We start from the raw sequence: 25,495 nt of genomic DNA, 5'->3' as shown, positions 1-25,495 counted from the left end.
AAAGAAAAATAAATTCAACGAATTAACAGAGAGCTATTCCCGGAACCGGCAAAAACGGATCGTTGCCGGCGGCCCCGCTGCGGGAGGGGTGAGTGACCATGCGGACGGCGAAACGTCGCTGCATGAAGGGGTGTTTAAGCTGATAGTCATGGTCGCAGGAAGCGCGACCACTTGCGTCTGCCCGGGATCTTTTTGCGCCTGATCCGGAACGCAGTGTTTTTCACACAGAGGCGAAATGTTGCTGAGCTCGTGATGAAGCGGCGTGGTCATCATGTCCATATGCTGGATCATGGCGCTTTCGCCGCGCGGGCTCAGGGAGCAATCATGGGACGCAACCGCGACCTGGCTCTGAATCAGCAGCCAGCCGAACGCGAACAAAACCATCAGCAGATGTTTTTTCAGAAAGCGCAGGCGGTAACTCCAGCTGGCATGCATATTCGCGTCGTCGGGTGGCAAAAGGAAGCCGAGTATAAGAACAGCGCGTGTTGAAATTAAAGCTATTTTAAATAGTTTTACGTTCTTAATCCTTTCACGGATAAAACCCTCTAAATATCACAACAATTAATTATCATTTTAATGACATATAATAATCATAGCTACGGTCAATAGTGTGGTGACACAAATGACGTAGTGGTGGCAAAATATCGTTGATGGCCGTTTTAGTAGTCATTTTATTGATTTTAGTCAGCAAGAACTGCCCATTTATTCGGCACATTTCAACACTTCATTTTTTTGATTTTCCGTGCTCTCTGGGGAGCGCACGTACAGGGGAAACCATGCTTACCGTTATCGAACTCCTCATCGGAGTGGTCGTCATTGTCGGCGTCGCGCGCTACATCATTAAAGGCTATTCCGCCACCGGGGTATTATTCGTCGGCGGTTTAACGCTGCTTATTATTAGTGCGCTAATGGGCCACCAGGTGTTACCGGCCAGCGAAACCAGCACCGGTTATACCGCCACCGATATTGTGGAATATATTAAAATTCTGCTGATGAGCCGCGGTGGCGATCTCGGCATGATGATTATGATGCTGTGTGGTTTCGCCGCGTATATGACCCATATCGGCGCCAATGATATGGTTGTCAAACTGGCCTCAAAGCCGCTGCAATATATTAACTCCCCCTACATTCTGATGATTGCCGCCTATTTCGTGGCGTGCCTGATGTCGCTGGCGGTCTCCTCCGCTACCGGTCTCGGCGTTCTGCTGATGGCGACGCTGTTCCCGGTGATGGTGAACGTGGGTATCAGCCGCGGTGCCGCGGCGGCGATTTGCGCCTCCCCTGCCGCGATTATCCTCTCCCCAACGTCCGGTGACGTGGTATTAGCTGCAAAAGCCGCCGAAATGCCGCTGATTGATTTCGCCTTTAAAACCACCCTGCCGATCTCTATCGCCGCCATTATCGGTATGGCGGTTGCGCACTATTTCTGGCAGAAGTATCTCGATAAAAAAGAAAACATCAGCCACGAGATGCTGGACGTGAGTGAAATCACCACCACCGCGCCATCGTTCTATGCCATTCTGCCGTTCACGCCGATCATTGGCGTACTGATTTTCGACGGCAAATGGGGTCCACAGCTGCACATTATTACCATTCTGGTGATCTGCATGCTGCTGGCGGCGGTGCTGGAATTCGTACGCGGCTTTAATACTCAGAAAGTGTTCTCCGGCCTGGAAGTAGCGTATCGCGGGATGGCTGACGCCTTTGCGGGCGTGGTGATGCTGCTGGTCGCGGCGGGTGTTTTCGCTCAAGGCCTGAGCACCATCGGCTTTATCCAGAGCCTGATCTCCATCGCCACCTCCTTCGGCTCTGCCAGCATTATTCTGATGCTGGTGCTGGTTGTCCTGACGATGCTGGCCGCCATGACGACCGGCTCCGGTAACGCCCCGTTCTATGCGTTCGTCGAGATGATTCCAAAACTGGCACACTCGTCCGGAATCAACCCGGCCTACCTTTCGATTCCAATGCTGCAGGCTTCCAACCTGGGCCGTACTATCTCCCCGGTTTCCGGCGTGGTGGTTGCGGTCGCCGGTATGGCCAAAATCTCCCCGTTCGAAGTGGTGAAACGCACCTCTGTTCCGGTGCTGGTCGGCCTGGTCATTGTGATTATCGCAACAGAAATCCTCGTGCCGGGTACGGTCGCGGGATAAAAGAATGGGCCTGGTGGCGCTGCGCTAGCCAGCCCGGCCTTACCCTCAGCCCGCGTCGTCGGGCACAAAAAGCGCCTGCGGGCGCTTTTTGTGCTTTAATAAGTTCCTGGAATTAATTTCCCTTTAATCATCAGGAATTCAAATGTTCAGGAAGGATATCGTTCTCCGGTTCAGTGCAACCGCCCTTGCCCTGTGCGCCTTCTCAGCACATGCCGCGCCGCTTCAGGCCACACAATATGCCGATTTTGATCGCTACGTCCTTGCCCTCTCCTGGCAGACCGGTTTTTGCCAGAGCATGCACGACCGCAACCGCAATGAGCCTGACGAGTGCCGCCTGCAAAAAGAGAGCACAACCAAAACGGATTTTCTGACGGTTCACGGCCTGTGGCCGAGCCTGCCCAAATCTATCGCCTCGCGCGGGGTGGACGATCGCCGCTGGATGCGATTTGGCTGCGCCACTCGCCCCGTCCCCAACATGCCAGAAGCCAGAGCCAGCCGTAAATGCGCCGCTGCCGAAACCGGGCTATCCTTCGAAGCCGCCGCAAAACTCAACGGCGTAATGCCGGGCGCGGGCGGAGAGTCCTGTCTGGAACGCTATGAATACGCCAAGCACGGCGTCTGCTTTGGGTTCGATCCTGACGCCTATTTTGGCACCATGGTGCGCATGAATCAGGAGGTGAAAAGCAGCGCGCTGGGGAAATTCCTTGCTGATCACTACGGCAAAACGGTTTCTCGCCGCGATTTTGACGAGGCCGTCGCCAAAAGCTGGGGCAAAGAATCCGTTAAAGCCGTCAAGCTGACCTGCAACAATAACCCGGCGTATCTCACCGAACTGCAGCTTTCGCTCAAAGCCGCGACCATCAACGCGCCGCTCTCATCGGCGTCGTTTGCGCCCCAGCCGCACCCTGGCAACTGCGGCAAGCAGTTTGTCATTGATAAAGTCGGCTACTGATCTTCTGCCGGGGGCACCCGCCCCCGGCGTTTCATCCTTTTCCCTTATAGGACGATAAGCGTCACACTTCTGATCTCACGCCTCATCTCTCCAGCTAATGCATTATTTATCCGGTAAACAACCCTGAAACCTCCCCGCCATAATCGCGGTGTCATCTACAGGAGAATGTTCACATGGCTAAAAAACTGATTGCGTTGTGCGCCTGCCCGATGGGTCTGGCACATACCTTTATGGCGGCTCAGGCGCTGGAAGAGGCCGCGGTAGAAGCTGGCTACGAAGTCAAAATTGAAACCCAGGGGGCGGATGGCATCCAGAACCGCTTAACGCCACAGGATATCGCCGGGGCGGACATTATTATTCATGCCATCGCGATCACCCCGGAAGACAACGAACGCTTTGAAACGCGGGACGTGTACGAAATTACCCTTCAGGACGCCATTAAAAACGCGGCGGGAACCCTGAAAGAAATCGAAGAAATGATTGCTGCAGAACAACAATAATCCTCCACCTCAGGGGTCCTGGTTATGGCAATTAAAAAACGCAGTGCGGTTCGGTCGGACGGTCACGAAGGCGATACCCTCGCACTCACCCCCACGCCCGCCGCAACGGGCAATACCTTCTGGAAAGAACTTCCACAGCACATTATGTCGGGAATTTCCCGCATGGTACCTACGCTGATCATGGGCGGGGTGATCCTCGCCATTTCTCAGCTTATCGCCTATGTCTGGCTGGAGATCCCGCCGGACACCGGCATTCTCGATGCGCTGAACTCCGGCCACTTCACGGGTTTTAATCTGTCGGTGCTGAAGTTTGGTTACCTGACGGAATCCTTCGGCGGGCTGCTGTTCAGCTTCGCGATCCCGATGTTTTCTGCCTTTGTCGCCAACTCTATCGGCGGCAAGCTGGCCTTCCCGGCCGGTTTTATCGGCGGGCTGGTCTCCACCCAACCGACGCTGGTGCTAAATTTCGACCCGGAAAAACTAACCTGGCTTGCCACCAAACCTGTGCCTTCTACCTTTATTGGCGCGTTGATCATCGCTATTGCGGCGGGCTATCTGGTCAAATGGCTTAATAACAAAATTAACCTTCCTCAGTATCTGCTGGCGTTTAAAAGCACCTTTCTGATTCCGATCCTCTCCGCGCTGTTTGTGATGCTGGCGATGTATTACGTCATTACGCCTGTTGGCGGCTGGCTGAACGCAGGCATGCGCACGCTGTTGCTGGCCGCAGGCGAGTCTGGCTCGATGATGTACGCCATCGGCATGGCGGCGGCGACCGCCATTGATCTCGGTGGGCCGATCAACAAAGCGGCGGGATTTGTCGGGCTTGGGCTAACCACCGATCACGTATTACCGATCACCTCCCGCGCCGTCGCGATTGTTATCCCGCCGATTGGTCTGGGGCTGGCGACGTTAATCGACCATCGTCTGACCGGCAAACGTCTGTTTAGCCCGCAGCTTTACCCGCAGGGAAAAACGGCAATGTTTCTGGCGTTCATGGGTATTAGCGAAGGGGCAATCCCCTTCCTGCTGGAAAACCCGCTCGCCACGCTACCGGCCTATATGGTGGGCGCAATTGCCGGAGCGATGACGGCAACGGCGCTCGGTGCCGTGCAGTGGTTCCCGGAATCCGCTATCTGGGCATGGCCGCTGGTTACCAACCTGGGAGCCTACATGCTCAGCATTCTGGTTGGCGCGACGATCACCGCCCTGCTGGTGGTGCTGATACGTAACAACATGCATAAGCGCGGAAAACTGTCCGTCGATACGCTGTAACGAGGTCATGAGATGGAATTACTGACAAGGCTGCGCGCCTGGCTTGCAGCAGAAAATCTGGACGGCGTGCTGTTCTCCTCGCGCCAGAACAAGCAGCCGCATCTGGGTATTTCAACCGGTTCCAGTTTTGTTCTGATAACAGATAAAAGCGCGCATATCCTGACGGATTTTCGCTATTCCAGCGACATCGCCTCCCGTGTGAGCGGCTATCACCTGCACCTGCTGGATGCAGAAAACCCGCTCACCAGGGTAGTGAACCGGCTGATTGCCCGCGAAGGGATCGCCACACTGGGTTTCGAAGGCGAACAGGTCAGCTGGCAGACCGGAACCCACTGGCGCAATACGCTGGATGCGAAGCTTTGCAGTATCTCCCTCGACGTCTTACGGCAGATCAAAACCGCTGAAGAGATCGCCTCGATTCGCGCGGCCTGCCGGATTGCCGATAGCGCAGCGCAGCATATTCGTCGCGTGATTCAGCCCGGTATGCGCGAGCGCGAGGTGGCAGCGGAACTGGAATGGTTTATGAAGCAACAGGGGGCAGATAAACCCTCCTTCGATACCATCGTCGCCAGCGGAACGCGCGGCGCGCTGCCGCATGGTAAGGCCTCCGACAAAGTGATTAACGCAGGAGAGATGGTCACTCTCGATTTTGGCGCCCAACACCAGGGATATTGTTCGGACATGACGAGGACATTCCTTGTCGCCGGACACGGCCAGAAGCCTGAGGACCATCCTCTCTATTGCGTGTATCAGACGGTGCTTGAGGCACAGCTCGCCGCCATCGCCACCATTCGCCCCGGCGTCGCCTGTCACCAGGTTGATACTGCAGCCAGAACGATTATCGAACGCGCAGGGTACGGCCCGCAGTTTGGTCATAATACCGGGCACGCGGTTGGTATCGATGTGCATGAGAATCCAAGATTCTCTCCCACCGACACGACCCTGCTTCAGCCCGGTATGCTGCTGACCGTTGAGCCGGGGATCTACCTTGACGGCTTGGGCGGGGTGCGTATTGAGGATGTGGTACTGGTGACGCCCACTGGCGCTGAGGTTCTCTACACCATGGACAAAACGCTACTGACAACAGGGGAACGTTAATGGACACAGAACTTCTGCGCAAACTGAGTGAGGCCGATGCCATCGCCGCCTCTGAACAAGAGGTGCGCGATATCCTGCTGGCTGAAGCGCAACGTTACGCGAAAGAGGTCCGGTTTGACGGGCTAGGCTCGGTGCTCATTCGCGTCAACCGCAGCGACGGGCCGAAGGTGATGGTGTGCGCCCATATGGATGAAGTCGGTTTTATCGTGCGCTCCGTGACAAAAGAGGGGGCCATCGAGGTGTTGCCTGTCGGCAATGTCCGCATGATGGCCCGCACTCTGCAGCCTGTAAGAATCACTACGCGCGACGGGCGGAAAATCCCCGGATTACTGGACGGCGAGACGAAAGGCGAGACGGTAGAGAATTTGCGCGTTGATATCGGGGCGACCTGCGCCGACGAGGTGCTGACGGCAGGCATTGATGCGGGCGATCGGGTGACTTTCGACACCCTTTTTCAGCCCCTTCCTCACGGCCGGGTGATGGGCAAAGCGTTTGACGACCGTCTCGGCTGCTATCTGCTGATTACCCTTTTGCGTGAACTGCACGCTATACCGCTGGACTGTGAGCTGTGGCTGGTTGCCAGCTCAAGCGAGGAGGTCGGGCTGCGCGGCGGGCAGACGGCAAGCAGGGTCGTGAATCCTGACCTCGCCCTGGTGCTTGACACCGCCTGCTGGTCCAAAAACTTCGACTACAGCTCTGCAAATCACCGTCAGACGGGGGCCGGACCCATGCTGGTGCTGTATGACAAATCACACATTGCCCCGCCGAAGCTCACCGCTTTCGTTGAGGAGGTGGCTCTGGCTCAGGGCATTGCGCTGCAAAAAGATATGTTCAGCAACGGCGGCACCGACGCAGGCGCAATCCATCTTTGCGGAACCGGCGTCCCGGCGGTGGTACTCGGGCCGCCCACCCGGCACGGTCATTGTGCCGCATCCATTGCTGACATCCAGGATATTGACCATACCCACCAGCTGCTGGTTGCCCTGCTGGCTCGTCTGAATCGTGAGACCGTGGATCATCTGACGGACTTCAGATGCTGATCTCACGTTGAACGGAGGTAAACATGTTATCGATTGAATTTTGTTGTCCGTTGCCAAACGGCCTGCACGCTCGCCCGGCCTGGGCGCTGAAAGAGCAGTGCAGCGCATGGCGCAGCGACATCCGCTTTATCAACAAGCGCCTGAACACCCACGCGGATGCCAAAAGCTCGCTTGCGCTTATCAGTACCGGTACGCTCTTTAACGACAGCTGTGTGCTTGAAATCAACGGTAGCGACGAAGAGCAGGCCAGACGCGTGCTGGAGCATTACCTCAATGTCGCGTTTATCGATAGCGACAGCATCCCGTCGGGCGATGCGCCTCATATCGCGCATCCCCTACCCCGCTCGCTGGTGCGGCTCAATCCCCATTTACGCGAGGCCATTACGCTTGCCAGCGGCATTGGCTCGGGCACGCTTCGCCGCTTGCAAAGCGATAACCTCGAGCGCTACCGCCAGCGTCAGGCAAGCCCGGAAGATATCACGCGGCTGGAGCACAGTCTGGCGACCCTCGCTGAACAGCTCAACCAGCGCCTGCGCGGGCTTGACGGCGAGAGTAAAACCATCATCAGTGCCCATCTGTCACTTATTCAGGATGACGAGTTTGGTGCGAATATCCGTCGTCTGATTGTCGAAGAACGCCTGAGCCTGGCGAATGCCATCATTCGCAATATGGAGCAGATCTGCGACAAACTCTCGCTTTCCGCCAGTGACTATCTTCGCGAGCGGGTCAGCGATATCCGCGACATCAGCGAACAACTGCTGAGTATTACCTGGCCTGAGCTTCAGCAAACAACCTCCTTTACCCTCGAGACGCCGACCATTCTGGCGGCAGAAGACCTCACGCCCAGCCAGTTTTTAAGCCTCGACACCCGCCAGCTTAAAGGGATGATCCTGGAGAAAACCGGGCGCACCTCGCACACCCTGATTCTGGCGCGAGCGGCATCAGTGCCGGTGATGAGCGGGATCACGGTGGCATCGCTGGCTGCGGATATCGGCAAAGAGGTGATTCTGGACGGCGTGTGCAGCGTGCTGGTGGTAGCCCCTGACGAGGCCGTCAGCCAGTACTACAGCGTGGCGCAGCGCCTCGCCGACAAACGTCATCATCAGCAGATCAAAGACGCCGGGCTTCCCGCAGTGACGCGGGATAATGTCCCGGTGGCGATCGCCGCCAATATCGGCAGTGCGCTGGAGGCACCCGGCGCATTTGCCAATGGCGCGCAGGGCGTAGGACTGTTTCGCACAGAAATGCTGTATATGGATCGCGACGCCGCCCCGGACGAGCAGGAGCAGTTTGAAGCCTACCAGCAGGTGCTATTGTCTGCCGAAGGCAAGCCGGTCATCTTCCGCACCATGGATATCGGCGGGGATAAGCAGATCCCCTGGCTCAATATTCCGCCAGAGGAGAACCCATTTCTCGGCTACCGCGCGGTGCGTATTTACCCTGAGTTTGTCGACCTTTTTCGTACGCAGCTGCGCGCCATTTTGCGGGCCGGTGCGAGCGGTAACGCCCTGCTGATGATCCCCATGGTGCACAGCCTCGATCAGATTTTATGGGTGAAACAGGAGTTGCGAAACGTGCAGGAAGCCCTGAAAGCACAAGGGCTACGCCATACACACAACCTGCCGCTGGGCATTATGGTCGAGGTGCCTTCGGTCTGCTATATCATCGATCACTTCTGCGATGAGGTGGATTTTTTCAGCATCGGATCGAATGATATGACCCAGTATCTCTACGCGGTGGATCGCAACAACCCGCGCGTGTCGCCGCTCTATAATCCGATCACGCCTTCATTTTTACGCATGGTGCGCCAGATCGTTACCACCGCCCACCGCCACGGAAAATGGGTGGGAATTTGCGGAGAACTCGCCGGAGAACGCCGCTATCTTCCACTGCTTTTGGGGCTGGGGATTGATGAGTTCAGTATGAGCGGCCCACGCATTCCGCCGGTAAAAGCGCAGCTACGCCAGCTTGAGAGCGGTGCCTGCCAGGCGCTGGCCGACAGTGCCTGCGAATGCCGCAGCGCCGAGGAGATAGAGACGCTGCTCGCCGAATTTACACCGCAAGAGCCGGCCCGCCCGCTGCTGGCGCTGGAGAATATCGTGGTGAACGAACCGCTCGCGTCAAAGGAGCAGGTTCTGCAGTTTCTGTGCGGCAATTTGGCTATTCAAGGGCGCACGGAGAATCCGCTGGAGCTGGAAGAAGATCTCTGGCAGCGCGAAGAAATTGTGACCACCGCCGTGGGCTTCGGCGTGGCCATTCCGCATACCAAATCCCAGTGGATACGCCACTCCAGCATTAGCATCGCACGCCTGCAAAAGCCCATCGACTGGGAGTCAGATATGGGCGACGTTGAGCTGGTGATTATGCTGACGCTCGGCGCGCAGGAAGGGATAAACCATGTAAAAGTGTTCTCTCAACTCGCGCGAAAACTGGTGAACAAAGCATTCCGCGAGTCTTTGTTTGCGGCAAATACCCCTCAGCAGATCCTCGATTTGCTCAATGCTGAACTCAGCTTCTGACCGCTACTGAAAACGTGCGCGGTACTCACCCGGCGTCAGGCCAAACTGGCGCCGGAACAGTCGACAAAAATAGTCGCTATCGGGGTAGCCGCAGCGTTTCGCCACCTCGCCCACGGGCAGGTGGTACTTTTGTAAAATCGTACGCGCTTTTGCCATCCGCACCCAGCGCACATAATCGACAAAACTCATGGTTCCATGCTGCGAAAACAGGCGGGAGAGATGATTAGGGGTGATGGTAAACAGCGCGGCGACGCTCTCACGCGCTACCGGCCCGGCATAATTTTCCTGTACCCAGTTGCAGATGCTCTGAAAGAGAAAATCGCCGCGCGATAAACCCGCCTCTGGCCTCGTGGACACCACCTTCCGGCACCAGTGCAATACGCTCAGCGTCAGGGGCTGAATAATGGCCTGGTCCTGCGGCGAGGCGCTCAGATGAGTCAGCGCCATCAGCATCGCCGTGCGCTCGCCCCGCTCCGGATGCGACAACTCTATTTTTCGCTGCGGATACCCGGTCTGCCCGCTACGGGAGTCGTGAAACGCCAGACCGAGCCAGGAAGGGGCAAAGACAATACTCAGCAGCATGACCGGCTTTTCAAACGTCGACATCGTCACGGCACGGGCGGGAAGAAATAGCATCTCCCCCTGCCCAATCAGCTTTTGCTCCGCGATAAGCCGGTTCTCGTATTCACCACGCAGCACCACCTCCAGCCGTGGCCACTCAACACTCACACTGCCCGCAGGCAGCGTGGCAGGTCGATGCGCAAACCAGACGCGGCCCAGCTGCTGCGGATTGAGTACCAGACCGCTCAACAGGTCGGCAAAAAACTGCTGGTCGGCAGGCAAGGGGCGCTCAGACATACTATCCCCTGCGCGCATCCGGGCGCACCAGATCCAGGCGGTGGTCTTCGCTTATCGAATAGTAAGCCGTTGGGCCTCCCGCTCGCAGAATCGGGTTGGCCTTCGCGGTCTGGAAGATGCCCTCTTCCAGCAGCGACTCGGCGATATGGATCCCGACGACTTCCCCCAGTACCAGCCAGCTATCGATCGCCGTTCCATCTGCGCCGGTCAACTGAATACATTGCGACAGCCTGCACTCAAAGTTCACCGGACTTTCCGCCACGCGCGGCACCTTGACCAGCGCGCTATCGGCTTTTGTCAGCCCGGCAAAGGCAAATTCGTCTTCTCCGTGAGGAAGGCTGGCCGAGGTTTCGTTCATCGCCTCTGCGAGCTCACGTGTGGCAAGGTTCCAGACAAACTCTTTTGTCTCGACGATATTTCGCACGCTGTCCTTCCAGCCGCTGCTGGCAAAACCAATAATGGGCGGACGATAATTAAAACAGTTAAAGAAACTGTAGGGGGCGAGATTGGTTTGCCCCGAGGCATTCTGTGAGGCAATCCAGCCGATGGGCCGAGGGCCAATAATGGCGTTCAGAGGATCGTGCGGTAAACCATGTCCCTGCGAAGGCTGATAAAAGTACATTACGCTCTCCGGTGAGTAGTCAGAACCTCATTATGCCGCGGGATTTGGCCCGGTACAGCAGCCGCGATGAAATCATTCCGATCATAAAATTCATCTGCGCAACGAATGTGACATTGATCACTTCAAAGTTGCGTGCACAGCCAGTATCATCAGAACAGATAAAACCCTCGCTGCCAGACGGCGAGGGTTTTCTTTTGGATTGGTTTCTGCGGTACACGCAGCATTAACGACATGGAGTAATAAATGTCCAGACCCACAATTATCATTAATGAACTCGACGCAGAACGTATCGACCGCCTTCTGGAAAAACCAGAGTTTGCTTCACTGCCGGTTGCCGACGCCCTGAACGCGGAGCTGGACCGGGCACAGATGTGTACCCCGGAAACCATGCCGCATGACGTCGTGACGATGAACAGCCAGGTAAAATTCCGCGATCTGACCACCGGCGATGAGCGCACGCGCACCCTGGTCTATCCTGCGCAGATGACCGACAGCAGCACGCAGCTTTCCGTTCTCGCCCCCGTCGGCGCCGCGCTGCTGGGCCTGCGTACCGGCGACACCATTCACTGGGAGTTACCGGGCGGCGCCTCCGCGCATCTGGAAGTGCTGGAACTGCTCTACCAGCCAGAAGCGGCCGGCGATTACCTTCGTTAATCTCATCTGAATAAGCGCATAACCGCGTTTCCCAGAGGATGCACCCGCATCCTCTTTCCGTAAAATCACCTTTATTTCCTATAGAAGCCAAAATTATCTTCATCCAGGCTTAATCCGTTTCAACGGCCCAGGGTCTTCTATGGATGAGATAGAAGTCATTTCTCTTATCTATTTAATTTTACTGGCGATTATCGTCACGGCCGTGCTATATCTTGAGCGTCACTGGTAGCCTTTACCCCGCCTGAATTCCGCAAAGAAACGTCAAATAACGCCACGATATGAAAAGTGTCTGACAGATATCAGAAAACCATATTATTTTGTGATTGAATGAATCGAGCGTTTATAAACAAGGAGAAACGGGTATGTACCAGACAATTATTATGCCGGTTGATGTTTTCGAAATGGAACTGAGCGACAAAGCCGTCCGCCATGCTGAGTTTCTGGCGCAGCAGGATGGCGTGATTCACCTCTTGCACGTCCTGCCCGGTTCGGCCAGCCTGAGCCTGCACCGCTTTGCAGCCGATGTTCGCCGCTTTGAAGAGCATCTTCAGCACGAAGCCGAAGCGCGGCTGCAAACCATGGTCGGCCATTTCACCCTCGATCCGTCACGGATTAAAACCCACGTGCGTTTCGGCAGCGTTCGCGATGCGGTCAATGAAATGGCGAACGAACTGAAAGCCGATGTGGTGGTGATCGGCTCGCGTAATCCGTCCATCAGCACCCACCTGCTCGGCTCGAATGCCTCAAGCGTGATTCGCCACACCCATATTCCGGTGATGGTCGTTCGCTAACGCCCAAAAGAAAAACCCCGCTTGCGCGGGGTTTTGTCTGATGCAGGTGGTGCCTTACTTTCTTTTATTATGCTGTTTTGGTGCGAATCAGATAATCAAACGAGCTTAATGACGCTTTCGCCCCTTCGCCGGTGGCGATGATAATCTGTTTGTACGGCACCGTCGTGCAGTCGCCCGCCGCAAAGACCCCCTTCACGCTGGTTTCACACTTGGCGTCGATGATGATTTCGCCCATACGGTTACGCTCAACGGAGCCTTCCAGCCAGGTGGTGTTTGGCAACAGACCAATCTGGACGAAAATCCCTGACAGCGGCACGCTGTGCACATCGCCGCTGACGCGGTCGCGATACTCGAGGCCCGTCACTTTGCTGCCATCGCCTTTCACTTCCGTCGTCTGCGCGTTCAGCACGATATCGACGTTCTTCAGGCTGCGCACTTTATCCTGCAGCACCTGATCGGCTTTCATTTCCGGGGCAAATTCCAGCAGGGTAACGTGTTCCACAATACCCGCCAGATCGATAGCCGCTTCAACGCCGGAGTTACCGCCGCCAATCACCGCCACGCGTTTACCTTTAAACAGCGGGCCGTCGCAGTGCGGGCAGTAGGTCACGCCTTTGGTGCGATACTGATCTTCGCCAGGGACGTTCATGTTGCGCCATTTTGCGCCGGTGGCGATGATCACGCTGCGCGCTTTCAGCACCGCGCCGGAAGCCGTTTCAATCTGGTGTAAGCCACCTTCCTGCGCTGCCGGAACCAGTTTGCTGGCACTTTGGCTATCAATCACATCCACTTCATAATCGCTAACGTGCGCTTTCAGGGCACCCGCCAGCTTTTGACCTTCGGTTTTCGGGACCGAGATGTAGTTTTCGATGTCGACGGTGTCGAGCACCTGGCCACCGAAACGCTCACCCATCAGGCCGGTACGAATGCCTTTACGGGCAGAATACACCGCCGCCGCCGCACCCGCCGGGCCGGAGCCGACGATCAGCACGTCGTAAACATCACGTTTATTCAGCTCTTCCGCCGCACGTTTTTCGGCACCGGTATCAATTTTGGCGACGATTTCCGTCAGCGTCATACGCCCCTGGCCGAACTCCTGACCATTGACGAATACCGCCGGAACCCCCATCACGTTGCGATCGGTGATTTCGTTCTGGAATACGCCGCCGTCGATGGCCGTATGTTTGATGCGTGGGTTAAGCACTGCCATCAGGTTCAGCGCCTGTACTACGTCCGGGCAGTTATGGCACGAGAGCGAGTAATAGGTTTCAAATTCAAAATCGCCGTCGATGTTGCTGATTTGCTCCAGCAGAGACTGTGCCTCTTTCGACGGATGCCCACCGGTCCACAGCAGCGCCAGTACCAGGGAGGTAAATTCGTGACCCAGCGGAGAACCGGCAAAGCGCGGCCCCTTGTCAGAACCTGGGTTAGTAATCAGGAATGACGGCTTGCGTACCGCGAGGCTGTTATCTTCTTTAAAGGTCACTTTTGGTGACAGTTCGGCGATTTCCGCCAGCAGTTCCTTGATTTCTGCCGATTTAGCGCCGTCATCCAGCGTGGCAATCAGCTCAACAGGTTTGGTCAGTTTCTCAAGGTAGGCCTTGAGCTGGGTTTTCATGTTGGTGTCGAGCATCGTTAATCTCCTGCTTTACGTTTCCTCATGTAAACCGCCTCTTAGCTGGCGGCCTTCGCGCCCCGGTCACTTATTCCTGGGATTCGCTTAGCGCCGCCGCGATGCGACTTACATGAGATAACGTAAAAATTTCAAAAAAGCGGGTGCCACAATGCACCCGCCAATCGTCGTCAATTTCCTTTGGATTTCGCGCCTGAGCGTGAAAAAGAGGGAAATCTTAGATTTTGCCAACCAGGTCCAGAGATGGAGCCAGCGTCGCTTCGCCTTCTTTCCATTTAGCCGGGCACACTTCACCTGGGTGAGACGCCACGTACTGTGCTGCTTTGATTTTACGCAGCAGGTCAGATGCATCACGGCCGATACCTTCAGCGGTAACTTCGATAGCCTGGATAATGCCCTGCGGGTCAACGACGAAGGTGGCGCGGTCAGCCAGGCCTTCATCTTCACGCATGTTGTCGAAGTTACGGGTCAGGGCGCCAGTCGGGTCGCCGATCATCGCGTATTTGATTTTCGCGATGGTTTCAGAGCTGCCATGCCATGCTTTGTGAGTGAAGTGGGTGTCGGTAGAAACAGAGTAAACGTCCACGCCCAGTTTCTGCAGTTCGTCGTAATGATCCGCTACGTCGCCCAGTTCGGTCGGGCAAACGAAGGTGAAATCTGCCGGATAGAAGAAGAACACGCTCCAGCGACCTTCGGTATCTTTCTCGGTCACTTCGACGAATTCACCGTTTTTGAACGCCTGGTTTTTGAAAGGTTTAATTTTAGTGTTAATCAAAGACATCTGTACTTCCTCCGTGTTTTCGTTGAGATGTAAGGTAACGAACTTTGACTGATGGGGCTAATGCGTTTGCCGTATCAAATCAATCAGTCATACCTTACAACCCGAACCGACAACGTTGTGAATGGTGTTGGGTAGCCCAAAAGTAAAAAGGCCGCCCCAACGGGCGGCCCTGATACCTGAATTCCCCGTAGGTACCTTCAGTGCCAGCCGGAGCTGGCGTTGCGTTGCGCTCTACAGAACCTGAGTCAGGTCGTAACAGCGGTATCGATTACACCACCCGCGCAGGCATTGAGCAATCCACGACCGGGTCATTCCTGTCTATGGCTGTGATAGGTTTTTCCGAATAACGATGTTGACGGCCCTTCTCCCCTCTATTCTTGCGAGGAATAAAATTGCGCTTGATGCTAAATTTACCCATTAAAAAATACAAAATAATTATTAACACACCGCAATTCATGCAGCCCAATTATTATTAATAGTCAGAAATATTTTCATGGATGTATTTTATTTAACGCATATTGTGAAACATAATATTTCAATCAGCATAAAACCGAGTGCTATCACAAAACACCAGGGCACTATCCAATCAAATTTTATTTAAGGACAACTTTCTTTTTACATGCAGGGGAATTGCTTTATTATCACCACGTCATTCCCGACGAAGTAATGATATGGCAAAAAAAGTCATAAAGAGATTGATTATGTCCATCTATAAATATCCTCTTAAACTGAATGTTCTCGACGCCGCAATAGAGAGAATCGACTGGACGCTCGAAAACTTATCAAAAGTCTGCGTCTCTTTTTCCGGTGGAAAAGATTCCACCATTATGTTGCATCTTACGGCGCAGCGGGCGCGTAAACAGAAACGGAAAATTAGCGTTCTGTTTATCGACTGGGAGGCGCAATTTACTTACACCATCGAACATGTCGAGAACATGCGGGCGCACTATTCCGACGTCATCGATCACTTTTACTGGGTGGCACTGCCCCTCACCACGCAAAACTCCCTGTCACAATTTCAGCCTGAGTGGCAGTGCTGGGAGCCGGGCACCGACTGGGTCCGCCAGCCGCCGGAAGACGCCATTACCGATCCCCACTATTTCGATTTCTATCAGCAAGGGATGACCTTCGAATCGTTCGTCAGAGCCTTTTCCGACTGGTATGCGCAAAAACGCCCTGCCGCGGTGCTGATCGGCATTCGCGCCGACGAGTCCTATAACCGCTTTCTGAGTATCGCCAGCGCGCGCAAACAGCGGTTCGCGGACGACAAACCCTGGACCACCTTCGCCCCCGGCGGCCACGCCTGGTACATGTATCCCATCTACGACTGGAAAACCGCCGATATCTGGACCTGGTTTGCCAAAACCGGCTGCAGCTATAACCCCCTGTACAACCTGATGTACCAGGCGGGCGTCCCCCTTCGCTATATGCGCATTTGCGAACCCTTTGGCCCGGAGCAGCGCCAGGGCTTATGGCTCTACCATGTGCTGGAGCCGGAGCGCTGGGCGGCGATGTGCGAGCGGGTCAGCGGGGTGCGAAGCGGAGGCATTTACGCGGGTCATGACAACCATTTTTACGGCCATCGTAAAATTCTCAAACCCGATCATCTTTGCTGGCAGGAATATGCCTTGTTATTACTCGACAGTATGCCTGTCGCCACGGCAGAACATTATCGCAACAAAATCGCCGTCTATTTGCACTGGTATCAAAAACAGGGCATGGAAAATATACCGGACACTCAGGACGCGGATATTGGCTTAAAAGACATTCCCTCCTGGCGGCGAATTTGTAAGGTACTTCTTAATAATGATTATTGGTGTCGGGCGTTATCATTTAGCCCAAATAAACCTAAGCATTACCAACGCTACAGTGACCGAATGAAAACCAAACGCCAGCAGTGGGGAATTTTATGCAACAACGATTAATTAACGATATGGAGCACTATCTGCAATCGCTTTCTGAAGAGAAGAAAATAGAGGCCATCAACGCGTTTCGTCAGGCGATTCACCAGTTCAGCCCCTTTCACGAACAGCCCGTCGACTGCGTACTGTGGATTAAACAAGAAGAGATCAGCGCTAACGACTACAACCCCAATACCGTGGCCCCGCCGGAAAAACGCCTGCTCAGCAAATCGCTGGAGCTGGATGGGTTTACGCAGCCGATCCTGGTCACTGAAAACGGCCCGCACAATTACGAGATCGTGGACGGATTCCATCGGCGTGAGCTTGGCAGCCAGCGGGCGGCGTTAAAACGGCAGTTGAAAGGCTATCTGCCCGTCACCTGCCTGCGTAAAGAACGGCAGGAGAAGTTCGACCGGATGGCCGCCACCATTCGTCACAACCGTGCGCGCGGGCGCCATCAAATTCACTCGATGTCGGAGATTGTCCGGGAACTGGTATTGCTCGGCTGGGACAATGAGAAAATCGGGCTGGAGCTTGGGATGGACAGCGACGAAGTGCTGCGCCTGAAACAGATCAACGGCCTGCTGGAACTGTTCGCAGACCGTCGTTATTCAGACGCCTGGACCGTTAAATAATCACAGCGCATTCAGGCGCTCGGCCGCCGCTAACAGCGTCGATTCCTGCTTCGCAAAACAGAGACGAATCAGTTTATGCGGGAAGGGGTCGGCGCAAAATACCGACAGCGGTATCGCGGCGACGCCCGCCTCTTTGGTCAGCCACTGGCAAAAACTGACGTCGTCCAGATCGGAAATCGCGCTGTAATCCGCCAGCAGGAAGTAAGTCCCTTCGCACGGCAGAATTTCCAGCCGGCTGTTGCTCAGCGCATTCACAAACCGATCCCGTCGCGCGCGATAGAACGCCGGTAATTCACGATAGTGCTCCGGTTCGGCACGGAGCATATCCGCCAGCGCCAGCTGCGCAGGGGTGTTTACGGCAAACGTCAGATACTGATGCACTTTACGTAACTCGGCGCTGATCGCCGCAGGCGCGACGCAATAGCCCACTTTCCAGCCGGTCATGTGATAGGTTTTACCAAACGATGACACCGCGATGGCGCGTTCGCGAAGCTGCGGATGGGCGAGCACGCTGGCGTGCCCCTCGTCTGCAAAACAGATGTGCTCGTAGACTTCGTCGCTCAGCACATAGATTTCACGTTCAGCAATCGCCTGCCACAGCGCCGCGAAATCCGCTTTGCGCCAGACGGTCGCCGACGGGTTGTGCGGCGTATTAAGGATTACCAGACGGGTTTTCTCACTCAGCAGCGCGGCGAAAGCCTGCCAGTCGGGGCGAAAATGCGGCGGCTGAAGCGCAACACGTTTGACCACGCCGCCGGAGAGTTCAATGGCTGGCGCGTAGCTGTCGTAGCTCGGATCGAAGCAAATCACCTCATCACCGGTACGCACCAGCGCGGTAATCGCCGCGTACAGCGCCTCTGTCGCCCCCGCCGTCACCGTCACTTCACTGTTGGCATCCGGCTTGTAGCCATAGAGTTCAGCCGTTTTATCGGCAATCGCCTCCCGCAGCGGCTGCGCGCCCGTCATCGGCGCATACTGATTGGCCCCTTGCGCCACGTGGTGCGCCAGGCGCTCCTGCAGATAGGTCGGGCCGTCAAAGTCAGGGAATCCCTGCGAAAGGTTGATGGCGTTATGGGCCTGGGCCAGCGCGCTCATCTGCGTAAAGATGGTGGTACCGAGATTGGGAAGTTTGCTTTGCGGAATCAACGGGTTATTGCTCATTGTGTCGTGCCTGCATGTAATACTTATGTTGCTGCCACTATAACACGATGTTAGTCTTTAGCAATCAAGACGCTTAGACGTCTAAATCATATAATTATTCCTGCCGAGAGGGTAAAGGAAAATGACAGAGCACCTGCAACTCACACAACTCGTCGACGCCTGCCGCTGGATTGGCGCCAAAGGCTGGGCACCCGCGACGGGCGGGAACATGTCCGTGCGAAAGGACGACACGCTGTGCTGGCTGAGCGAATCCGGCAAAGACAAGGGCAGCCTGACAACGGATGATTTCCTGCAAGTGGAGATCGCCACCAACCGCGCGCCGGCCGGGCGAAAACCGTCGGCGGAAACGGGCCTGCACACGCTGATTTATCGCCTGTTTCCACAGGCCAACGCGGTGCTGCACGTGCATACGGTCAATGCCACCGTGCTGTCGCGCCTGACCAAAACGGCTGAGCTGCGCATCAGCGGTTTTGAGATGCAAAAATCCCTCAGCGGGCAGACCACCCATCTGGATACCCTCGTTATTCCGGTGTTCGACAACGACCAGGATATTGACGCCCTCGCCTCGCGAATCGCCCATTACGCACAGGAAACCCCACTTAATTATGGTTTTCTTCTGCGCGGTCATGGCTTAACCTGCTGGGGACGCGATGTGGCCGAAGCCCGCCGTCACCTTGAAGGCCTTGAATTCTTATTTGAATGCGAAATGCGTTTACGACAACTGGAGAGATTATGATTCGCGCGATTGTGACGGATATTGAAGGGACCACCAGCGATATTCGTTTTGTCCACAATGTGCTATTCCCCTATGCGCGCGAGCGGCTGGCGGCGTTTGTCACCGCCCAGCAGTACGCCGAACCGGTGAAATCCATTCTGGACAATCTGCGTGATGAAATTGCCAGCCCTCATGCCAGCATCAGCGAGCTTATCGACACCCTGTTTACGTTTATGGATGAAGACAGGAAATCCACCGCCCTGAAGGCCCTGCAAGGGATTATCTGGCAGGACGGATACGTCAACGGCGATTTCACGGGCCATCTCTACCCGGACGTTTTGCCTGCGCTGGAAAAATGGAAAGCGCAAGGCATTGATCTCTATGTTTATTCCTCTGGCTCTGTCGCAGCGCAGAAACTGTTATTTGGCTACAGCGACGAAGGTGATATTACTCATCTGTTCAGCGGTTATTTCGATACCCACGTGGGCGCGAAGCGTGATGTGCAGTCCTACACCACCATTGCCGCGCAGATCGGCGCCGCCCCGTCGCAAATCCTGTTCCTCTCGGACATTCACCAGGAGCTGGACGCCGCTGAGCAGGCAGGTTTTCGTACCCTGCAGCTGATTCGCGGTGATGACGATGGCGCGAGCCACCACCATCAGGTACACCAATTCGACGAGATTAATCCGGAGCAGATCCCTTCATGAGCGCTTTGACCATTTATTCCGACACCGACACCCGCGCCCCGCTGTGGCACAGCACCGATGCCCGTGATATCGCTGAAAAGCTCAACGCCCGCGGCGTGCGTTTTGAACGCTGGGAAGCCGACCGCGATTTAGGCCGCGATCCCGCACCGGAAACGGTGATTAATGCGTATCAGCACGCGATCGATAAACTGGTGGCGGAGAAAGGCTATCAGAGCTGGGATGTTATCAGCCTGCGCGCGGATAACCCGCAGAAAGAGGTGCTGCGCGCGAAGTTTCTCAACGAACATACTCACGGCGAAGATGAAGTGCGTTTCTTTGTTGAGGGTGCTGGTCTGTTTTGTCTGCACATCGAAGACCAGGTGTACCAGGTGCTGTGCGAGAAAAATGACCTCATCTCCGTACCCGCCGGCACGCCGCACTGGTTTGATATGGGTTCCGAACCCAACTTCACCGCGATCCGCATTTTCGATAACCCGGAAGGATGGATTGCGCAGTTCACGGGAAGTGAGATCGCGGATGGCTATCCGCGACTGGCTTAAGCGCTTTGCCGGGCGGCGCGAACGCTGACCCGGCTTGTTCAGCGGTAGATGCCTTCAGCGCTTCAGTCCGTATGCATCACCAACCAGCCGCTCCAGCACGATGCCCCATCCTTCACCCGTTCGAGCGTTAAAGCAGAATCACGCGTCACGTTCGGTCCTCCCCAAGGGAATGCCCTAAAAGGATAACCGCACTCAGGCGAATTCCCCTTTTGCCACCGCTTCCGGCCACACTACGCCCGTATCCAGCACCCACCCGCTGATCAGCGCCGCAGGCGTCACGTCAAACGCCGGGTTGTAGACTTTCGCCTCTTCCGGCGCCCACTGCACCGCGCCAAAACTCCCGGCAACACCCGTTACTTCGCTGGCCGCACGCTGCTCGATAGGGATGGCATCACCGTTCGGACAGTTCGGGTCCAGCGTGGTTTGCGGTACTGCGACATAAAAAGGAATGCCGTGGAATTTCGCCAGTACCGCCAGAGAGTAAGTGCCGATTTTGTTCGCCACATCGCCGTTGGCGGCAATGCGATCCGCTCCGACCCACACTGCGTCCACCTGCCCTTTCGCCATCAGGCTGGCGGCCATGGAGTCGGTGATCAGCTGATACGGTACGCCTAGCTCGCCCAGTTCCCAGGCGGTAAGTCTGCCGCCCTGCAACAGCGGGCGCGTTTCATCCACCCAGACATTAGCGATTTTTCCCTGCTGATGGGCAACCGCAATCACCCCCAGCGCCGTACCGACTCCCGCAGTCGCCAGGCCACCGGTATTGCAATGGGTCAGCAGACGGCTTCCAGGCTTCACCAGTTCGCTTCCGGCGCGAGCGATGGCGTCGCAAAGCTGCTTATCCTCATCGATCAGCCGCAGGGCCTCAGCGCTCAGCGCAGGGACAAAATCCTCCTGCCACAGCGCCTGCTTCATGCGATCGAGATTGTTCATCAGGTTCACGGCCGTTGGGCGTGACGCCCGCAGGGTGTCGAGGGCTAGCGCCAGCTCGTCTCGGCTTTTCCCTGCCTCGGCCAGCAGCGCCAGCAAAAGGCTCGCAGACAGCCCAATCAGCGGCGCGCCGCGTACTCTGAGCGCGTGAATGTGGCCGACCAGCGCCTCTACCGTGGAGGCATCCAGCCAGCGTTTCTCCTGCGGAAGCGCCTGTTGGTCGAGAATAAATAGCTGATTACCCGCCACCCGCAGGCTTGTCGTCTGTAATGTCTGCATGTCGTTAATTCTCTGTTGCGTTGTTGTATCACATTGTGTCAGGATAAAATTCAGATGTATAGACGTCTAAATGTCTTTATTACCAGAACTGATGAGGAACAGGCAATGTCGCAATACCGTACCTTTACCGCCCAGGATGCCGTGGAATATGCAAAGCAGTTCGGCGGCCTTGATGACCCATCATCGCTGGTGGAGGCGCAGGAAGTGGGCGACGGCAACCTCAATCTGGTATTTAAAATTTTCGATGCCGACGGCGTCAGCCGTATCATCGTCAAGCAGGCGCTGCCTTACGTGCGCTGCGTGGGTGAGTCCTGGCCACTGACGCTGGATCGCGCCCGCCTCGAAGCGCAAACCCTGGTCGAGCACTACCAGCACAGCCCGCAGCACACGGTCAAAATCCACCATTACGACCCGGAGCTGGCGGTGATGGTGATGGAAGATCTCTCCAGCCATAAAATCTGGCGCGGCGAGCTGATTAGCGGCGTCTGGTACCCGCAGGCTTCGCGTCAGCTGGGTGAATATCTCGCTCACACCCTGTTCCACACCAGCGATTTTTACCTCCATCCGCACGTCAAAAAGGCGCAGGTGGCGAAGTACATCAACCCGGAAATGTGTGAGATCACCGAGGATCTGTTCTTTAACGATCCGTACCAGATCCACGAGCGCAATAACTATCCGGCGGCGCTGGAAGCGGACGTGGCCGCCCTGCGCAGTGACGATCGGCTGAAAATTGCCGTCGCCTCGCTCAAGCACCGTTTCTTCTCGCAGGCCGAAGCGCTGCTGCACGGCGATATTCACAGCGGCTCGATTTTTGTCGCAGAGGGCAGCCTGAAGGCGATTGACGCCGAGTTCGGCTATTACGGGCCGATCGGTTTTGATATCGGCACCGCCATCGGCAATCTGCTGCTGAACTTCTGCGGTCTGCCGGGCCATCTGGGTATTCGCGATGCCGCTGCCGCCCGCGAGCAGCGTCTGACGGATATTCAGGAGCTGTGGAACACCTTCGCGGAACGTTTCCAGGCGCTGGCACGTGAAAAAACCCGCGATGCGGCCCTGAGCGTGCCGGGCTATGCGTCAGAATTTCTGAAAAAGGTCTGGACCGATGCCATCGGTTTCTGCGGCACCGAGCTGATTCGCCGAAGCGTTGGGCTGTCGCACGTGGCGGATATCGACACCATTGCGGACGAAGCAATGCGCCACGAGTGCCTGCGCCACGCCATTACGCTCGGCAGAGCGTTGATTGTGATTGCCGACCGAATCGACAGCGCCGAAGAACTCGTGGCGCGTGTTCGCCAGTACAGCTGATTCCGTAACCCTTGCCGGGTGGCGATGTCGCCTGCCCGGCCTGTCACACTTATCCCAGATACTCAATCACCGACAGCCCGCCGTTGTAATCCGTGCTGTAGATAATCCCCTGCGCATCCACAAACACGTCGCATGACTGAATCACCTGCGGGCGATGAGGGCGTGTGTCCATCATCTTCTCCGGCGCGGCCGGAACCAGCGCGCCGGTTTCCACCGGGCGGTACGGATTCGAAATGTCGTACGCGCGCACGCCTGCATTCTGATAGGTGGCGAAAATCAGCGTCGAGCTGATAAAACTCCCTGGCCGGTTTTCGTGCAGATTGTGCGGCCCGAAGTGCGCCCCTTTCGCCACGTAATCTGTCTCTTCCGGCTGCGGGAAGGTCGAGATACTGACCGGGTTCGACGGCTCGCGGATATCAAACAGCCAGATCAGCTTTTCACCGTCCTCCTGGTTATCGAGCACCGCTTCGTCCAGCACCACCAGCAGGTCCCGGTCGGGCAGCGGCAGCGCGGTATGCGTTCCACCGCCAAATGGCGGGCTCCAGTTGCGATGGCTAATCAGCTTCGGCTGGGTTCTATCCTTCACATCCAGCAGGGTCAGCCCGCCATCGCGCCAGCTGCCGTAGGCGGTATCGCCCGCGATGATCGCATGATGCAGCGCGTAGCGTTTGCCCTCCGGCCAGCCCGGTTGTTCGCCTGCCGCCTGATTCATCCCCGGCAGCCACCAGCGGCCTGCCACTTCCGGTTTGCGCGGATCGGCAAGATCGATAGTCAGGAAAATGTAGTCGGTAAAGCCATCGATCAGCGCCGAGACATACGCCCAGCGCCCGCCGACGTACCAGATGCGATGAATGCCGATCCCGTCGAGGGACAAGAAGCTGATTTCACGCGGTTTGTCCGGCGTGGAGATATCAAAAATCCGCAGGCCCGCGCTCCAGCCTTTGTCCTGCACGTCGCTGACGGTGTGCCCTACCTGGCGGGTGTAGTAGACCTTTTCATCGGCAAAACGGGCGTCGGCAAACAGATCGCGGGCGTTGATGACCAGTAACAGATCGTCATGGGCCTGGAGATGCACATTCCAGGTGCCGGGCGGCGCAGCCACGTAGCCCGCCGCTTTGGGATTTTTCGGGTCACGTACGTCGACAATGGAAAAGCCCTGCGACACCATATGCCCGATGTAGGCAAAGCCGCGATGGACCATCAGCTGAACACCGTCCGGGCGACCGCCCTGATCGCTGTGACCGATGAGCCGCATATTGCGGCTGTATTCCGGTGTAGGTAATTGAGAGGACATATCCGTTCCTTTTGCCGGATGGCGCTACACCTTCTCCGGCCTACAGAACGTAGGCCCGGTTAGCGCAGCGCCACCGGGCAATATTATTTGCTCTTCGCTTCCAGGGTCGCAAACCACGGCGCGACGAAATCTTCGGTCTGGCCCCAGCCCGGAATGATTTTCCCGAGTGATGCCACATTGACCGCACCCGGCTGGGCCGCCAGCAGCGCCTGCGGAATTGCCGCCGCTTTAAAGTCGTAGGTCGCTGGCGTGGTTTCACCTGCGATTTTATTGGCGATCAGGCGCACGTTAGTGGCACCAATCAGTTTCGGGTCAACCGCCACGCTCACTTTCCACGGGCTGCCGGATTCACGCATCAGCTGCAAATCCTGGTTCGAAATATCGATGCTGTAGAGTTTGATCTCGGTGCGGCCATTCTCTTTCAGCGCTTTGTAAGCGCCCTGGCTGAAGGCATCCCAGGTTCCCCAGATCGCATCGATTTGGCCTTTCGGGTACTTCGCCAGCACCGCGCCCACTTTGTTCGCCGTATCACCCTGCACGTCAGAGGAGACCGCGCCAATTGACTCCAGCTCTTTGATGCCCGGATACTCTTTTTGCAGCGCCTGGTACGCCGCCTGACGACGCTCCATCGGCGGGAAACCCGCGACCCACAGCTTAATGATATTGGCTTTGCCGTTGAAATCTTTCGCCAGCTGGCCGAAGGAGAGATTCGTCAGGGAGGCATCATCCTGCTGGGTGACGGTCACGCCCGGAATCTCACCGTTGACGGCCGTATCAAACACCGCCACTTTGATCCCAGCATCCACGGCCTTTTTCACCAGCGCCGTGGAGTAGGGGTCGCGGCCCTGGGAGAGAATAATCCCGTCATATTTCTGGCTGATGGCCTGGTTGACGAAATCCTGGAATTTGGCGTCATCGCCGTTGCTTAAAAAGGTGCTGACCTTAAAGCCGAGCTTTTTCCCTTCCTGAATCGCGCCCGAGACAAACTGCGTGGTGTTGTCGTCGGAGCCAAGGTTGCGGATCACCGCGATACGAATCGGGCCGTCATGATTGGCAATCGCCGCCGGAACGGGGGCTGGGGTGGCCGCGTAACCCGGTAACGCGGTCAGTAACCCCAGGGCCACCAAAGAGAGTGCTATTTTCTTCATTCTGTTAT

The 25,495-nt window shown here is 56.3% G+C and carries 25 protein-coding genes; 16 read left to right on the top strand and 9 right to left on the bottom strand.

Annotated elements, in window-relative coordinates:
* Positions 1 to 33: 33 nt before the first annotated feature.
* Positions 34 to 435 (bottom strand): hypothetical protein, encoded by a 402-nt coding sequence (locus C0560_RS05975; protein WP_248859823.1) that lies wholly within the window; start codon positions 433 to 435, stop codon positions 34 to 36.
* Between the two features lie 341 nt (positions 436 to 776).
* Between C0560_RS05975 and dcuC the strand changes: the two genes are divergently transcribed.
* From dcuC to ptsP, 7 genes are all read left to right on the top strand, one after another.
* The gene (gene dcuC / locus C0560_RS05970) at positions 777 to 2,150 is read left to right on the top strand and encodes an anaerobic C4-dicarboxylate transporter DcuC (RefSeq protein WP_102104185.1); all 1,374 of its coding nucleotides are present in this window, start codon (positions 777 to 779) and stop codon (positions 2,148 to 2,150) included.
* A gap of 142 nt (positions 2,151 to 2,292) precedes the next feature.
* Positions 2,293 to 3,102: a ribonuclease I gene (rna, locus tag C0560_RS05965; RefSeq protein WP_123429281.1), complete on the top strand. Its 810-nt coding sequence runs from the start codon at positions 2,293 to 2,295 to the stop codon at positions 3,100 to 3,102.
* A 173-nt stretch (positions 3,103 to 3,275) separates the two neighbouring features.
* Positions 3,276 to 3,602, top strand: coding sequence for a PTS fructose transporter subunit IIB (locus tag C0560_RS05960; protein ID WP_102104187.1), 327 nt, complete (start codon positions 3,276 to 3,278; stop codon positions 3,600 to 3,602).
* A 24-nt stretch (positions 3,603 to 3,626) separates the two neighbouring features.
* Positions 3,627 to 4,877 (top strand): PTS fructose transporter subunit IIC, encoded by a 1,251-nt coding sequence (locus C0560_RS05955; protein WP_248859822.1) that lies wholly within the window; start codon positions 3,627 to 3,629, stop codon positions 4,875 to 4,877.
* Positions 4,878 to 4,889: 12 nt separating this feature from the next.
* Complete coding sequence (gene ypdF / locus C0560_RS05950) at positions 4,890 to 5,975, top strand: aminopeptidase (RefSeq protein WP_248859821.1); 1,086 nt, start codon at positions 4,890 to 4,892, stop codon at positions 5,973 to 5,975.
* Entirely contained in the window at positions 5,975 to 7,015 is a 1,041-nt protein-coding gene (gene ypdE / locus C0560_RS05945) for an aminopeptidase (RefSeq protein WP_248859819.1), read from the top strand. Before ypdF ends, ypdE begins: the two co-directional genes overlap by 1 nt.
* Before the next feature lie 23 nt (positions 7,016 to 7,038).
* Positions 7,039 to 9,534, top strand: a complete 2,496-nt coding sequence (gene ptsP, locus C0560_RS05940; protein ID WP_248859818.1) for a phosphoenolpyruvate--protein phosphotransferase — start codon at positions 7,039 to 7,041, stop codon at positions 9,532 to 9,534.
* A gap of 3 nt (positions 9,535 to 9,537) precedes the next feature.
* On the opposite strand, the gene C0560_RS05935 is transcribed toward ptsP, so the two are convergent.
* Both C0560_RS05935 and C0560_RS05930 read right to left on the bottom strand, forming a co-directional pair.
* Positions 9,538 to 10,392 carry a helix-turn-helix transcriptional regulator gene (locus tag C0560_RS05935; protein WP_248859817.1) on the bottom strand — a complete coding sequence of 285 codons (855 nt, stop codon included), beginning with the start codon at positions 10,390 to 10,392 and terminating at the stop codon, positions 9,538 to 9,540.
* Position 10,393: 1 nt separating this feature from the next.
* Positions 10,394 to 11,014, bottom strand: coding sequence for a flavin reductase family protein (locus tag C0560_RS05930; RefSeq protein WP_107704061.1), 621 nt, complete (start codon positions 11,012 to 11,014; stop codon positions 10,394 to 10,396).
* A gap of 243 nt (positions 11,015 to 11,257) precedes the next feature.
* Between C0560_RS05930 and rnk the strand changes: the two genes are divergently transcribed.
* The 3 genes from rnk to uspG all read left to right on the top strand — a co-directional run bounded on the left by rnk (position 11,258) and on the right by uspG (position 12,459).
* Positions 11,258 to 11,668, top strand: coding sequence for a nucleoside diphosphate kinase regulator (gene rnk, locus C0560_RS05925; protein WP_100777244.1), 411 nt, complete (start codon positions 11,258 to 11,260; stop codon positions 11,666 to 11,668).
* A 139-nt stretch (positions 11,669 to 11,807) separates the two neighbouring features.
* Complete coding sequence (gene yldA / locus C0560_RS20960) at positions 11,808 to 11,897, top strand: small membrane protein YldA (RefSeq protein ID WP_276528585.1); 90 nt, start codon at positions 11,808 to 11,810, stop codon at positions 11,895 to 11,897.
* Between the two features lie 133 nt (positions 11,898 to 12,030).
* Positions 12,031 to 12,459: a universal stress protein UspG gene (gene uspG, locus C0560_RS05920; RefSeq protein ID WP_100777245.1), complete on the top strand. Its 429-nt coding sequence runs from the start codon at positions 12,031 to 12,033 to the stop codon at positions 12,457 to 12,459.
* 67 nt (positions 12,460 to 12,526) lie between these two features.
* Here uspG and ahpF read toward each other — a convergent pair whose 3' ends face one another.
* Together ahpF and ahpC are read right to left on the bottom strand one after the other, a co-directional pair.
* Positions 12,527 to 14,092, bottom strand: a complete 1,566-nt coding sequence (gene ahpF / locus C0560_RS05915) for an alkyl hydroperoxide reductase subunit F (RefSeq protein WP_100777246.1) — start codon at positions 14,090 to 14,092, stop codon at positions 12,527 to 12,529.
* A gap of 217 nt (positions 14,093 to 14,309) precedes the next feature.
* Positions 14,310 to 14,873, bottom strand: a complete 564-nt coding sequence (gene ahpC / locus C0560_RS05910) for an alkyl hydroperoxide reductase subunit C (RefSeq protein ID WP_100777247.1) — start codon at positions 14,871 to 14,873, stop codon at positions 14,310 to 14,312.
* 701 nt (positions 14,874 to 15,574) lie between these two features.
* Here ahpC and C0560_RS05905 point away from each other — a divergent pair.
* Together C0560_RS05905 and C0560_RS05900 are read left to right on the top strand one after the other, a co-directional pair.
* Complete coding sequence (locus C0560_RS05905; protein ID WP_248859816.1) at positions 15,575 to 16,798, top strand: phosphoadenosine phosphosulfate reductase; 1,224 nt, start codon at positions 15,575 to 15,577, stop codon at positions 16,796 to 16,798.
* Positions 16,783 to 17,409: a ParB/RepB/Spo0J family partition protein gene (locus C0560_RS05900; RefSeq protein WP_181827472.1), complete on the top strand. Its 627-nt coding sequence runs from the start codon at positions 16,783 to 16,785 to the stop codon at positions 17,407 to 17,409. Before C0560_RS05905 ends, C0560_RS05900 begins: the two co-directional genes overlap by 16 nt.
* On the opposite strand, the gene C0560_RS05895 is transcribed toward C0560_RS05900, so the two are convergent.
* The gene (locus C0560_RS05895) at positions 17,410 to 18,570 is read right to left on the bottom strand and encodes a pyridoxal phosphate-dependent aminotransferase (RefSeq protein WP_248859815.1); all 1,161 of its coding nucleotides are present in this window, start codon (positions 18,568 to 18,570) and stop codon (positions 17,410 to 17,412) included. It abuts the gene before it with no gap.
* A 121-nt stretch (positions 18,571 to 18,691) separates the two neighbouring features.
* On the opposite strand from C0560_RS05895, the gene C0560_RS05890 reads away from it, so the two are divergent.
* The 3 genes from C0560_RS05890 to C0560_RS05880 are packed head-to-tail and all read left to right on the top strand — an operon-like array spanning position 18,692 to position 20,531.
* Positions 18,692 to 19,306: a methylthioribulose 1-phosphate dehydratase gene (locus C0560_RS05890; RefSeq protein WP_248859814.1), complete on the top strand. Its 615-nt coding sequence runs from the start codon at positions 18,692 to 18,694 to the stop codon at positions 19,304 to 19,306.
* Positions 19,303 to 19,992 (top strand): acireductone synthase, encoded by a 690-nt coding sequence (gene mtnC / locus C0560_RS05885; RefSeq protein WP_102104197.1) that lies wholly within the window; start codon positions 19,303 to 19,305, stop codon positions 19,990 to 19,992. Before C0560_RS05890 ends, mtnC begins: the two co-directional genes overlap by 4 nt.
* Positions 19,989 to 20,531 (top strand): acireductone dioxygenase, encoded by a 543-nt coding sequence (locus C0560_RS05880; RefSeq protein ID WP_248859813.1) that lies wholly within the window; start codon positions 19,989 to 19,991, stop codon positions 20,529 to 20,531. The genes mtnC and C0560_RS05880 overlap by 4 nt, the downstream gene beginning before the upstream one ends.
* A gap of 192 nt (positions 20,532 to 20,723) precedes the next feature.
* On the opposite strand, the gene mtnA is transcribed toward C0560_RS05880, so the two are convergent.
* Positions 20,724 to 21,740 (bottom strand): S-methyl-5-thioribose-1-phosphate isomerase, encoded by a 1,017-nt coding sequence (gene mtnA / locus C0560_RS05875; RefSeq protein ID WP_248859812.1) that lies wholly within the window; start codon positions 21,738 to 21,740, stop codon positions 20,724 to 20,726.
* Between the two features lie 105 nt (positions 21,741 to 21,845).
* On the opposite strand from mtnA, the gene mtnK reads away from it, so the two are divergent.
* On the top strand, positions 21,846 to 23,045 hold the full coding sequence (mtnK, locus tag C0560_RS05870) for an S-methyl-5-thioribose kinase (protein ID WP_100777255.1): 1,200 nt from the start codon (positions 21,846 to 21,848) through the stop codon (positions 23,043 to 23,045).
* A gap of 49 nt (positions 23,046 to 23,094) precedes the next feature.
* Here the strand turns inward: mtnK and C0560_RS05865 are convergent, their stop codons facing one another.
* Both C0560_RS05865 and C0560_RS05860 read right to left on the bottom strand, forming a co-directional pair.
* Positions 23,095 to 24,339 (bottom strand): LVIVD repeat-containing protein, encoded by a 1,245-nt coding sequence (locus tag C0560_RS05865; protein ID WP_102104199.1) that lies wholly within the window; start codon positions 24,337 to 24,339, stop codon positions 23,095 to 23,097.
* An 83-nt stretch (positions 24,340 to 24,422) separates the two neighbouring features.
* The gene (locus tag C0560_RS05860; protein ID WP_100777257.1) at positions 24,423 to 25,487 is read right to left on the bottom strand and encodes a sugar ABC transporter substrate-binding protein; all 1,065 of its coding nucleotides are present in this window, start codon (positions 25,485 to 25,487) and stop codon (positions 24,423 to 24,425) included.
* Between the last annotated feature and the right edge of the window lie 8 nt (positions 25,488 to 25,495).

The organism is Lelliottia sp. AC1 (genome assembly GCF_023278595.1).
Lineage (GTDB): Bacteria > Pseudomonadota > Gammaproteobacteria > Enterobacterales > Enterobacteriaceae > Enterobacter > Enterobacter nimipressuralis.
The sequence above is the reverse complement of the archived record's forward strand: the minus strand, read 5'-3'. Positions and strand labels throughout refer to the sequence as shown.